General features: G+C 38.8%; 16 protein-coding genes. 8 read left to right on the forward strand and 8 right to left on the reverse strand.

The window, feature by feature from the left end; all coding sequences use genetic code 11:
- The first annotated feature begins 2 nt into the window (after positions 1-2).
- From F9K23_08575 to F9K23_08585, 3 genes are all read left to right on the forward strand, one after another.
- On the forward strand, positions 3-455 hold the full coding sequence (locus tag F9K23_08575) for a hypothetical protein (protein KAB2916155.1): 453 nt from the start codon (positions 3-5) through the stop codon (positions 453-455).
- Positions 418-1,281, forward strand: a complete 864-nt coding sequence (locus F9K23_08580) for a relaxase/mobilization nuclease domain-containing protein (GenBank protein ID KAB2916156.1) — start codon at positions 418-420, stop codon at positions 1,279-1,281. Before F9K23_08575 ends, F9K23_08580 begins: the two co-directional genes overlap by 38 nt.
- 202 nt (positions 1,282-1,483) lie before the next feature.
- A complete protein-coding gene (locus F9K23_08585; protein ID KAB2916157.1) occupies positions 1,484-3,847 on the forward strand; it encodes a hypothetical protein in 2,364 nt (787 codons plus the stop codon).
- A gap of 68 nt (positions 3,848-3,915) precedes the next feature.
- On the opposite strand, the gene F9K23_08590 is transcribed toward F9K23_08585, so the two are convergent.
- The 3 genes from F9K23_08590 to F9K23_08600 form a co-directional block, all read right to left on the reverse strand.
- Positions 3,916-4,233 carry a DUF2958 domain-containing protein gene (locus F9K23_08590; protein ID KAB2916158.1) on the reverse strand — a complete coding sequence of 106 codons (318 nt, stop codon included), beginning with the start codon at positions 4,231-4,233 and terminating at the stop codon, positions 3,916-3,918.
- Positions 4,234-4,508: 275 nt separating this feature from the next.
- Positions 4,509-5,051, reverse strand: coding sequence for a hypothetical protein (locus F9K23_08595; protein KAB2916159.1), 543 nt, complete (start codon positions 5,049-5,051; stop codon positions 4,509-4,511).
- Entirely contained in the window at positions 5,048-5,851 is an 804-nt protein-coding gene (locus tag F9K23_08600; protein ID KAB2916160.1) for a hypothetical protein, read from the reverse strand. Before F9K23_08600 ends, F9K23_08595 begins: the two co-directional genes overlap by 4 nt.
- A 93-nt stretch (positions 5,852-5,944) precedes the next feature.
- Here F9K23_08600 and F9K23_08605 point away from each other — a divergent pair, with 93 nt between their 5' ends.
- Together F9K23_08605 and F9K23_08610 are read left to right on the forward strand one after the other, a co-directional pair.
- Positions 5,945-6,178 (forward strand): helix-turn-helix transcriptional regulator, encoded by a 234-nt coding sequence (locus tag F9K23_08605; GenBank protein KAB2916161.1) that lies wholly within the window; start codon positions 5,945-5,947, stop codon positions 6,176-6,178.
- A 108-nt stretch (positions 6,179-6,286) separates the two neighbouring features.
- Positions 6,287-7,075, forward strand: a complete 789-nt coding sequence (locus F9K23_08610; GenBank protein KAB2916162.1) for a hypothetical protein — start codon at positions 6,287-6,289, stop codon at positions 7,073-7,075.
- Positions 7,076-7,223: 148 nt separating this feature from the next.
- Here F9K23_08610 and F9K23_08615 read toward each other — a convergent pair whose 3' ends face one another.
- The 4 genes from F9K23_08615 to F9K23_08630 form a co-directional block, all read right to left on the reverse strand.
- Positions 7,224-7,682: a hypothetical protein gene (locus F9K23_08615; protein KAB2916163.1), complete on the reverse strand. Its 459-nt coding sequence runs from the start codon at positions 7,680-7,682 to the stop codon at positions 7,224-7,226.
- Complete coding sequence (locus tag F9K23_08620) at positions 7,679-7,969, reverse strand: hypothetical protein (protein KAB2916164.1); 291 nt, start codon at positions 7,967-7,969, stop codon at positions 7,679-7,681. Before F9K23_08620 ends, F9K23_08615 begins: the two co-directional genes overlap by 4 nt.
- A gap of 60 nt (positions 7,970-8,029) precedes the next feature.
- Entirely contained in the window at positions 8,030-8,488 is a 459-nt protein-coding gene (locus F9K23_08625) for a hypothetical protein (protein ID KAB2916165.1), read from the reverse strand.
- A gap of 616 nt (positions 8,489-9,104) precedes the next feature.
- A complete protein-coding gene (locus tag F9K23_08630) occupies positions 9,105-9,374 on the reverse strand; it encodes a hypothetical protein (GenBank protein ID KAB2916166.1) in 270 nt (89 codons plus the stop codon).
- A gap of 429 nt (positions 9,375-9,803) precedes the next feature.
- Here F9K23_08630 and F9K23_08635 point away from each other — a divergent pair, with 429 nt between their 5' ends.
- From F9K23_08635 to F9K23_08645, 3 genes are all read left to right on the forward strand, one after another.
- Entirely contained in the window at positions 9,804-10,715 is a 912-nt protein-coding gene (locus tag F9K23_08635; protein ID KAB2916167.1) for a tyrosine-type recombinase/integrase, read from the forward strand.
- 332 nt (positions 10,716-11,047) lie between these two features.
- Positions 11,048-11,236 (forward strand): hypothetical protein, encoded by a 189-nt coding sequence (locus F9K23_08640; GenBank protein ID KAB2916168.1) that lies wholly within the window; start codon positions 11,048-11,050, stop codon positions 11,234-11,236.
- A 100-nt stretch (positions 11,237-11,336) separates the two neighbouring features.
- Positions 11,337-11,540: a hypothetical protein gene (locus tag F9K23_08645; protein ID KAB2916169.1), complete on the forward strand. Its 204-nt coding sequence runs from the start codon at positions 11,337-11,339 to the stop codon at positions 11,538-11,540.
- A 79-nt stretch (positions 11,541-11,619) separates the two neighbouring features.
- On the opposite strand, the gene F9K23_08650 is transcribed toward F9K23_08645, so the two are convergent.
- Positions 11,620-12,186, reverse strand: a complete 567-nt coding sequence (locus F9K23_08650) for a hypothetical protein (protein ID KAB2916170.1) — start codon at positions 12,184-12,186, stop codon at positions 11,620-11,622.
- Positions 12,187-12,189 lie beyond the last annotated feature (3 nt).

Raw genomic sequence — 12,189 nt, forward strand, 5'->3', positions numbered from 1 at the left:
CCATGCGTAAAATCCACAGTAAAAAATTATTTAAATTTTTATTGGATAAAGGCGTATTGGATGGCTCCGAAGAAGCTATCCAAGAAGCCAAAAGGGAATACGTGCGCTTGTATAAAAAGGAATGGAAACTGCGGAATACCCGCCAAAAAGAAATACGCATAAGCCTAACCGTAAAGGAGTTTACAGAATTACAAATACTGGCGGAAGGTGTGGGATTAAAACCTACTACATTTGTTCACGACCTTGCCATTAGTGCCATTGAAAACAAACCGTTTATTGCTGACCGCGATACCTTACTCAAGGTACTGCAATTAATCGGCATGGCATACATGAATATCTACCAAAACTCACCGAATAGCGACGCTGAAAATTATCTCTTACAAAGTGAATCTTTATTGGTTCACTACCTCAACCGTCATGTCAAAGATGCTTATCAAATTGTTGCCACGCCATAGTGCCGCGGCGTTTAGAAACTTAACAAATTATATTTTAAACCACGAAAAATCTGTTGATTATCCACCTGTATTAATCACCCACAACCTACGGGGAAAGAACGATAAGGAAAGTTGGATTAAGCAGTTTTACGAAAACGAAGCCTTATATAGAAAAACTAAACACTCCCGGTCTATTTACTGTTACCATGAAATTTTGTCGGTAGCTGCCGCTGACCGCAAAAGTGTTACCCCTGAAATGCTCCGCGATTTAGGTCAAAAGTATATCGAGCTTCGCGGCAAAGATGCTCTGTATCTCGGCTTCGCCCATTTCGACCGCGACCACGTACATATCCATTTTCAAGTAAGCGGTTTAAAATACCGTCAATCAAAAGCACACCGTTTATCACGGGAAGCATTGCAAACATTAAAAATAGATTTTCAAAATTACCACAGGGAAAAGTACCCACAACTGGATAAAAGTATTTGCGAGCATGGTAAAGGTAAAGAATATCTTACGGATAGGGAATATCAATACAAAGCCCGTACTAAGCGCACACTACTAAAAGAAGATATTGCGAAAACAGTACGTGAATGTTTTGAAAAAGCTAGTACCCAGAATGAGTTTATCGAAATGCTCATGCACCATGAACTGCCGTCTTATGAACGAAAGGGGATTGCAACTGGCGTAGTTCATGGAAATTTAAAATTCCGTTTCTCGCGCTTGGGTATTGAACAGCACGAACTGGAAAAACTGCCTGTTGACCTCTCGCCTGAACAACAAGCGCTGGATGAAATCCGGGCTATCCGTGGAGGTTCATATAATCTGGACAGGGAATTGGAACGATAAATTGTACCTTTCATAAAAATATTAAAAAATTAACCCCACCAGTCAAAACTGGCGGGGTTTTATTTTTTGCGGGGCACGGGGTGCAACCCCGTCAAGATAGCACCTTACTCACGCTCGAAAATTCTATCAATGAGGAAGGTGCTATCTTGCTCAAAAACTAACTGTACCAATTTTTTATTTTATAGTACATTTGGCATACGTTATGACTATCGAAGAAATTAAGAATTTATTGATTGCAGCATGTAGACAATACTACAAGTGGATGGAGGAAAAGGGTAAAGGACGCTCTGAAATAGGTGTGTATGAGATTAATCCTTTAAAAGATAAAGGAAGCTATTCTTTAAAATTAAACGCTCAATTGTTTAGTCTAGATGCCATTGTGTTTGAATTCCCCCGTAGCGGAAAAATATATGATACGGCGCAAATAAAAATACTCGAATATGATTATGACAAAAGGGTGCTTCTGATAAAACCAACGCCAGAATGTGAAGTCAATTTTAATCAACTTGAAGCGCGTGATATTAAAGTCATAAGCGACCTGAAATTTCTAATAGAACGCTTAGGAAAATACTATGAAAAAAAGGGTAGTAGAATAAAACTACCTGTTAGAAAACCAGACATTGGTTTTGATTCTACTAATTTTGATTACCTACCAATAGCAAATCCTAGCGAACAGCAAAAAATAGCATTAAATACTATTTTTCATAATCCACTTTCATACATATGGGGTGCGCCTGGAACTGGTAAAACACGGTTTGTTCTTGCCAATAGTTTACTTAAATATATCCGTGAGGGGAAACGTATTGGAATTTTTGCTCCAACAAATGTGGCCTTAGAACAAGTGATGATAGGAATTTTAGAGTTTACAGACAGTGCAGGAATCGCAAGGGAAAAGATATTAAGGATTGGCAATCCGTCGAGAAAGTTTGCCCAAAAATATCCTGAAGTGTGTGAAGTGGCCGGGATAGAAAGGCAAATTCAACAATTGCGGAAACAAATTCAAATTCTAAAAGGGCTTTTGGGAATTAGTGATGTTGCAATAGATAAGGCGACCTTTAATGAGTTGCTATCCTTGAGAAATGAGAAGAACAAAATAATTAAGGAGGTAGCTTCGGTCTCTGATTCAATAAAGGAATGTGCTAATACAATCAAGCAGTTTAATGAAAGAATATCTCACAATGAGAATATATTAGCCCTAAAACGTAGCCAAATATTAAAATTTGAAAGAAATAAAAGCTCTCTTTTAGGTTCCATCGTTACAGCATTTTCACATGGGTATTACGATAGTAAAATTAATACGACCGAAAGGGTAATAAGAACTGTTGAAGCTGAGCTATTAGGTGACAGAAATAAGCAAAGTCAACTTAATTATCGTGTGGAAGAACAGAATACTACAGTTCAACAATATAACAAGAAATTAAAAAAATTAAAAGAAAATATTTTAGCAATTAGCTTTCTTTCTCCTGAAATGCAGGAAGCATGGACTCTAAATAACATTGGTGGAGAAAAATCTATTGAGAACCTGAGAGAGATACTGGAAACCTTAGATAAAAATGTGGAAAATTCCGCTATGCTTGAAAATGAGTATAGTAAATATTCTTCTACAGATTTACAGCAAAAACTGAATAAATATGTTGACGAGCTTGCAATGTTGGAAGCCCAAAGTATTGATGAACGAATCAAAGATGTCTATGTTGTTGGCGCAACCTTAGACGGCTTTGTTGGTAAATATCTTGACAGAGATGTTGTTTTTGAACATGTTTTTATTGATGAGGCTGCGTACAGCAATGCTGCAAAAGCATTTGTTCTGTTTACCTTAAATTCGCCAATAACTTTTTTAGGTGACCACATGCAGTTACCGCCAGTAACAGAAATGAAGGTTGAGGAATTAGACGAAAAAAATAAAGTTTGCCTTCCTATTTTACAGTCTTCATTGCATTCTGAATCATTTTTTCATGAGTCCTTTGAGAATTTATTTTCAATTTTAAAGAACAATACGGAACCGACCTTTACAACCACAGTAAAAGCTGAATTGACCGAAACACACAGGTTTGGAAATAACTTGGCTAACGTGTTAGATAAATTCGTATATCAAAATGGCTTTAAAAGCGTGTCTACCATCGACAATACAGAAATTATAATTATTCATGCCGATAGAAAGCAGGGAAAAAAGAAATGGGAAAACGTTGGCGAAGTAGTGGCTATAGAACATTATGTTGCTTTGTACCATAAGACGGATAATGACTTTGCAATACTAGCCCCTTATAATAACCAAGTTTATTTAATCGGTCATACGCTTAATGAGATAAGAAATGACCAGAGAATTATGACTATCCATAAGTCTCAGGGACAAGAATGGGGGACAGTGATATTTAGCGTTTCTGATTCTCATTCGCCGTTTATGGTAGACAGTAGAAATGCTAGAGTTAATGCCGTTAATCTTATTAATACGGCAGTAAGCCGCGCAAAAAGGCGATTAGTTATAGTATGCGATACAAATTATTGGAGTAACCAACCAGACCAGTTTATTTGTGGACTTGTAAGAGCAGGCAAGCTACTGAATTAAAATGTAAGCCATTCTGGCTAAAAAAGCTACCCGTCGGGTAGCTTTTTTGTTTTACCAAAGGGTAAACCCTACGGTAGTTTGGCTTTCACTTCTGAAAGGCGGCACGGCGTGAACCAGCGGTCACGCTCAACAGGCAGACCGAAAGGCGGCATCTTTAGGCTTTCCAATTCGGTGATGGAAAAGTAACCGAGTTCAGGGTAACCCAATCCGGTTACATAACCAAAGCAGATGCGACTTTCAGGGTCGTAGCTGATGGCGTACCAGGTGGCCGATGAGCCGCCGAAGAATTTGGCAACTACCATAGGGTCTTTAACGTCGCGTTGGTCGCCAATGCGGGCGAACTGTGCAGCTAATGTTTTGGTAATAAGTGTGTTTTTGTGTGTCATGGCTTTTACTGTTTAATGAATTGTTAATCCGACAAGCAAGCCATAACAGCCCGTCTAATAAGGATTGTGTGCAACTAGGAATCTGTAAGAGCATTGGTTGCGCATCAATCCGGGCGGGTTGTAGCTTTGCACTGGCGGGTACATTCATCACAGAAAAGCCCACGACAAAAAACTATTAAGGCAAAACAGGCACAGTGAGCCGTGGGCAGGGAAGCGGGTAAAACAAAAAAGCACCCGCGCACGGGTGCTTTAAATTTCTAACAAACTATTATCTATTAATTCTCCAAAAACTCCTCAATATCAGGGAAATCAGCCTCTTTGAAATTCTTCCCATTTGGCGTGGTAATCCGCCAGCCGTCATCATACCGTTCCACCACCACATGATACGAAACCGTTTCCCCTTCGCTAAACTTCTTTTGTGTTCCGAACGGAGTAATGTTGTACCGTTCAGCGGTAAACTCAACCACAGCTTTAGATTTATCTGGGTTTTCATATTTGATGCCCGTTATCTCTTTAAAACGTCTCATATTGGTGGCGAAGCACCAGCCGTTTTCGTTGCAAAGGGGAAATTCATACGGTTTTCCCACACTCGTAATCTGCATGTGGAACGCGTCTCTATGGCCATATAAGTATCCTTCTTCAAGAAGCCAAGAATATTCAGTGGCATACCCCATAAGACTGTTAAATACGCCCACTTCCACATTTGGGTACTCATAGTATGCCGTAATTAACTCCGCAGCCTCCGTGCGGTCAAGTTCTTTTGTGCTGCATCCTGCACATACTGCTAACATCAATAGTATAGATATAGATAATTTCATTTGCATTCAAATTCATACTTCGTTTTGAAATAGTCTGGATTTCCCGGCAGGCTCAAATATGAATAAGAAGGTAACCCGTCTTTCATGTCATAGTTATATTGTGATACTTCGGTTTTATTATCGTACTTATTTGTATGTGTGTTAATCAGGTTTTTATTTGGCCTGCCATAAAAGCGGCTCATCGGGTTGTTATCGCCAGAGAGGTATTGATACAGTCCGGCCTTGTTTTCCACGGATAAAAAAGTAAAGCTCGATACTGTAGAATCGCGTGTACCGTTAAACTTCTCTGACACACCCTTTATGGTAACGGTATTACCATTCTCAACGGTGTATATTATCGTTGTTGATTTGGTGCTCGAACTGCTTTGTCCACGCCATATCTCTTGTATCAAGAACCCGTCGGATGAATATGTATAGTAAACTGTATCGCTCACAAACTGTGACAGCTTACTTATTACTTTTACGATATACCCTTGTGTATTGACATAACGAGTTATCTCAGCACTTGACTTAATTGGTTGGTCAAGCTGCGTGTATTCTTTAAGAATAAGTTGGTCGCCTGAATACTCATAGCGAGTGTATGAGCCGTCTTGCTTGATACTTTTTGTAATCTTTCCATTGGCATCGTATTCATAGGTTACGCTTCTGAAAGGTTGGCGGTCATCATCTCTGACTGTTTTAACTCTGCACATTGGAGTTTTTGATTGTCCCGGTTCAGGAGTAGGTTCTTTTTCCTTTTTGCAGCCATACGCAATACTTATAAACATCAATACAGCTAATACTTTAATGTTGTGCTTCATAACGGTAATTAATTTCTCAGCAAGGTACACAAGATTTATCAACTAAACAATATTGTTTAGTTTATTTTTTACAGCCTTTCCCACTTTCGAGATATGGAAAACAATGAAAGGCAGGCAATTTTAAAAGCACTTGGAAAAAACATCAAACGCATCCGGGAAGAAAAGGGAATGACGCAAAAACAATTAGGTGAATCGGTGGATTTGGAATATCAGCAAATATCCAGAATAGAGCGTGGGGGAACGAACCCTAATTTCTTGTTGTTGTTTGAAATAAGTAAGGGATTGAATACATCTTTGTTACATTTGGTTGATATTAAAACGCTCTGAAATAAACGAGGTTCCAATGCCCTAATTTGGATATCCCCTGTTGATTTAGCAAAAATAATTTATAGATTTGCTAACAATAATCTATTTCTTTAACCTTGAGATTGTTATATGGAAATTGCAAAAATAATTGCTGAATATTTAAAAATTTTAATTTGGCCGGTTGTAATCCTAATAATTGTTAGAATGTTCCGAGGGCAAATAATTAGTCGCTTTAAGGACATCAATGAACTTGAGTTTCCCGGTGGCTTCAAAGCCAAGTTATACATGGATAATAAAAGAAAGGCAATTACAGAAGAAATAGTTAGCGAGGTAGCCAAAATTGAAGAAGAGGTCACTGAAAGTACGATACAGAAGCAGGAACTTATTCAAAATATTATTACAGAAAAAGTATCTGAACTTGAAAAAAGTGAGAATTTCACAGGCAATTTTGCAGACAATACAATGCTAGTAGTTACCACTAACTGGTCATACGAAGAAAATAAAAAATATAATATCTATTACGACCCTGTTTCAAGAAATCATAATACACCCTTCAAATATTTAGGTCTTTACGCAGACTGGACTGTTTACGCTGTCGGTAAGGTTATGAAGGTCGCGTCTTGCAATTACAACAAGGAAACTAATCAGCTAATCGGTACGAATGGATTTAATGTTAATTCACTAACAGATAGTGAAAAAGAACGGATAATAGGGATAATAAAAGATACTGGTTACTACGACTTGGATTATGATAATAAGTTTTTCTTAGTAGATAATTTTTATACCACTTGTTATGTTAAGCAACATTCACCTATAAGAGCAAAAAAATATGTTTGGCTTAATAAAATACCTGGTTTTAAGCCCGGTATGGAATCAAAGGATGTAGCTGATTTGCTTAATAATAAAGAATGGGATTGAAAAAATAATTAAGAGATAAACCCTTACCATAAAAAAAGAAAATAAAAAGACAAGGGTTTGCCGCTTTCCCGGCGCGAAAAAAACGGCCCCATAAAGAGCCGTTCTCCTCATACACCCTATACAGGATATAGAAAGTTTTTGTTACCCCCTAATCGTATGGCAAAGGGTCTAACTGCCTGCCTTGTGGTTCAGATTCCTGTTCTTCACTTTCAGGGATTTCAATATCTTCTACCTGTGCGTTAGAGAATAGGTAGGCGATACCGTAAAACTTGTATTCGTCCTCTTGCTTGTTTTCGTCACTTTCATCGGTCTGCGGGGTGTTTTCCTTCGGCACTTGCTTGGGTTTCGACCATAGTAAAAATGCCTTTTCTCCTTTCTTCACTTTTTTGCCTTGCTGTTTCCAACCCATAAAGCTGTTAAAGGTTCGGTGTTCTCGGCTTTTATAAAGCGTTTCCATTATGGCATCGTTTATAGTTTCAAATGTGCCGTCTTCTACTAAGTCTTTTACTTCAAGGCTTAGGAGTTTTAGGCGTTCCCGTGCAACCTCTATTGGGCGGGGTTCTCGTTTATCTTTTAGTTCCTGTGTTTTTTCTGTCGTGGTTGTCATGGTTTCGGGGTATTTAGTTGTAGGGTGAGTGCTTGTATTTGTTGTTCTTTCTGCTTTATCAGTTCTCTATATTCCGCCTGTAGCAGGGCGAATACTTTTTTTATTACGGCTTTGTTTACCGTTTTGAAGGTGTGCGGGTGGCTTTCGATGGAAAGGCGCATTTTTGGATACCCGTTTATTGTATGCTCCTGTTCCATAACTCTAAGGTGGTCTGTTTGACGTGACAGTGCTTTACGGTGGGCTACCAGCGTTTCCAACCGTTTGTATAATTCGTTGGTGTTCTCCATTGGTGTACTTCTTAATAGGGAATTAAACCACCCGCCGTTTGGCGGGTGGTAGAACTTTTGTTAATTAGTGGCGGGGGTTGTTACCTGCTTTTTTTCAGCATAGGCAAAAATGCCGTTTTCAAGGTCTTCTATCTTGCCTGTAAACAGGGTTAGTAGGTGGTTGCGCACTTCTATAACCAACTTTGGGTTTTTAATCTCATAGCTGTTGCCGCTAAAGTCAGTCAGCACGATTTTACCGCCAAAGGCTTGGCCGTGTTCAAACATCTCTGTAGCTTCACGCTCAAAGGTTAATTCTTCAACTGCCTCTTTGTGTTCCTGGTAGCGGCCACGCATAAATACCAACCGCGCCAACCCGTCGAAGTAGGCTTGCTGTTCTTTTAAGGCTTGGGCTTTCAATTCTTCAGCGGTGGGCACAGGGGGAATAGCGGGGATGTTTGCTTTACCGTTAGTAGTGTTTTTGTCGTTTGAGGCGGGTGTTACTTCCTTCGCACCGTTGCCGTTTTTGTTTGGGGTACTCATTGTTGTAAATGATTTGTTTTTTCTTTTGCTTTAGCTGTGCGAGAGGGTTCTCTCACAACAAAAAACATTTCCCCCGAAAGGGATAAGCAACTCCCCATTGTGCGGTATGGCGGAATTGGCAAGGCTGTAGGTCATATTTTTTATGAGGAACGAAAGAAAAAATGTGAATACACCGAAGGCCCCGGCCTTGACAAGAGGGCAGGATGAAATTTGCTTAGCCCCTTTCGGGGTGAAAAAGAGAAAAAAGAAGAAAAGCCGCTGAAAAAGGAAAAATAAATAATTAAGGCCGTTTACGCCTATTTGTGTTTACGGGATGGCGAAATGGGCAAAGCAAACCTGCTGCACGGCCCGGATTGCGTGGTAGGGTTTACTTTGTTTATGGGTATTGCAAAGGGTTATGAGGTTTGAGGCACGAACAATCGGGTTCTGTTTGCGCCACTTTGTGACGGAAAGCGGTTGAGAATTCAATTGATGGTTTTTGAATTTCCCGGGCGTAGCAGGGAAGTAATCAAAAAGCAGAGTGTGACCATTGAGCTGAATTTGAAAGGGCTTGGAGTCTGTTTGCAGAAACTAAACGTTTTGCGTTGTACAGACAAGAAAAGTCGTCATGTAAAATTTAAATGTCTAAACGCTTATCGGAGGGGGAAATTGCGTAATAAATTAATTCATTAGTTCTTAGAGTCGGAATTGCTTTAAGCATTAAATCCCGAATTATATCAATATCCTCTTGATTGTTATAGGTATCATGCGTGCCAGGCAATTGGAATTGTTCTGTCCCTACTGTCTCAAAAAGTAGTAACCAACTTTTAGCAATAGTTCCGTCTCTTTTAATAATGCAAAAACCTATAAATCCAAGGTTGCTATGTATATCGTAGATAGTATTCATTGTGATTATTTTTCCTGCAAAATACAATAAGATTATTATGGTGTCAAGTATTGCAATAATTTTAAATATGTGTTATTAAATTAGGCATACGCAGTTTAAATGCTGTTAAAAAAATTATCAAAATTTTATAAAGAGGTTGTGTAAAACTAAAAAATTGTTACACTGCAAGGCTAATCACCAATAATTTTAAAAAATGTCAATATTGGTGGGGCAGAGCAAAGGGGTGTATTATTAATACTAGTAGTAGTTATACAACCAGGAAAACCCGTTGTCCCGAAAGGGATTACTCCACGAAAGTGAAGTTAAGTCTACAAACGGCAATCAATAGTGCATTTCTCAACAACCATATTAAAGGTTCACCCTTTTGCGATAATGGCCTGCACAAATGACCCGCTAAAATAGACTTTTGGCGGGTCATTTGTGATTTATATGGTTATTAAAAACGCAATAGAAATATACCTTAATTGGAAAAAATCATACGCACCGACGGCGGCATTACGATACAAAACCCGTCTTGATTCCTTTTTGTTATTTGTGGGGGATAATACTCCCATGACTGATATTACAGGGGATTATATCATTAGCTTTCATCGTAAGATGGAAAGGGAAGGATATAGCCGGACTACGATTGCTTATTCTGCTAACATTCTCAAAAACTTTTATGAGTTTTGGAGTGGGCGGGGCATTCACACTGTAAACCCGAAGGAGATACGGATTATACGATACACTGCACCCCAGAAAGAGGGGGTTAGCGAAGCCGACTTTAAGCAAATGGTAAGTGTATTGCATGAGGGCTTTTTTAGCTCTCTTCAAAGAAAGCTGGCTTTGTATATGCTGTATGATACTGGTATGCGAGTATCAGAACTCTGCGAACTCAACATCAGTGATTTGCAGGATACCAGCATAACGGGGATGCACTGTGCCGTCGTACGACGCAGAAAAACTTTTCGTTACAATACGGTGGTGTGGGGAAGCGAAACTAACCGTTTGCTAAACCTCTACCTCGGACTGCGGTTTTGTATGGATGATGTAAAGGCAGATGCATTGTTTACTACCTTCCGTAGTAAGAACAAACATATTCCTCCACGCACTGTTGAGCGTTGGGTTAAGGAAACAGCATTGAAAGCGGGAATTGAACGCAAAATCTCACCGCACTGTTTTCGCCATGCAAAAGCCCATAGCATCCTCAACAAAAGTGGTAACGTGCGTGATGTGCAAGCGATATTGGGGCACACTAACCCTCAAAGTTCTTTCAACTATTTACAAGTGAACAAAGAACGGTTTATGGAGATTGCCCGTGAGTACGTCGAAATCAACGAACCTGTCAAGGTTGCGGCTTAAAGAACATAATGATACTATCCGGTAGGTATTTTATTGCACAGGGTTAATTAAAACAGGCTTGGCTGACTTATTAGCATTAATCCAGGTTTGAATAACTACTACACAGTCATAACAACAGGGGATTTATAGCAAAGGATATACTCCTCGGTGTTAAAGAGGTAAGCCGCAGTATGCGGAAATGTTTTACCGTCGTTAACGTCGCACAATACCTTCTGTATGTTGTCAATGTCTTGCCAATCTGTTTTAACCCTTGTGAAATAAAATGCCGTTCAAAATGTTATCAATTAATTCTAAAGTTTTTTACGGGGTAATTTAACCTCCGTAGTTCTGTTATGAAGTATCTTAATGTTCTTACTAAGAAAGAATTTACTGACGCGCAAGGAATAAAGAAGGCGGTGTATTACAAGGCCGGGTATGTGAAAGAAGCCCTGAACGGTAGCCGGTATATGGTGTTATTCAACAACCCAGATACGGTGTACTGTTTATTTGAGGACACACAAAGTGAGGAAGAAAACGAGTAATCGGTGGGTAGTAACTAAAAATGGGGTACACGTTTTGGTTTGGGACGGGTACTTGATAAGTTATAACCCTTCGACGTTACAGACTTTCAAGTTGTATAAGTTGAAAAATCCTGCCTTTCAGTTTGATGAAACTACTGATACTAAAGAAACAGCACTTTATATCACTAAGAAGGATTGTTACCTCATGTTGGATGGGGATTTCAGAAAGGAGTTTGAAGCCTGTGCTAATCTGATGCAATGTTTGCTGGTTTATAAGCGACTAGCCAAAAAGTACAGGTCAAAGTGGAGTATGGATGGTAAGTAACCTAAAACAGCCCGTGCGGGCTGTTTTAGGTTTATTTCCGTTTTTAGTTGTTTTCAACGTCACCAACAAATCTGATACATTACCCATTTTGACCACTACCAAATTTTATGCTCTTAATTGCATTAATAAGGTCTAACTGTATTGTGGAATCTAAGTTTTTTCCATAAATTGAAAGTTTAACAGTTCCCATATTGGGATTATTACCAATACTATCAAAATACACACCTACAATTCCATTTCCTATGCGGCGCGGATAAACAAGTTTAGCCTCATGATTGTCAATATGTATAAAGTTCACATTCTGCTTTCGAAATTTATCTCTGTCCAACTCATCTGAAAAAATTAAACTTGAAGTATCCAGTCCTTTTAAAACTAATTCTTTCTTCATATTGACAGGTAGAATCGTAGGTTCTTGTTCTGTTAACATTGGTGAGTAAAACCCCTGTTCAATAATAATTGTATCATTTGTATTTGTAATAATACCGGCTACGAAACTGTCAAAAGATTTTTCTTCGACAATCTTCCAACTTTTGGGAGTTTGAATGTTAAAACTACCTGCATTAATAGAATGCAAAGATGTTTTATCTTTACATTGGCTAAATATGAATATCAATATTAGCAGAAATATGTACTCTTTTTTTCTCATAAA

The sequence above is a fragment of the Bacteroidota bacterium genome, from assembly GCA_008933805.1.
Classification (GTDB): Bacteria; Bacteroidota; Bacteroidia; order UBA8524; family UBA8524; genus SB11.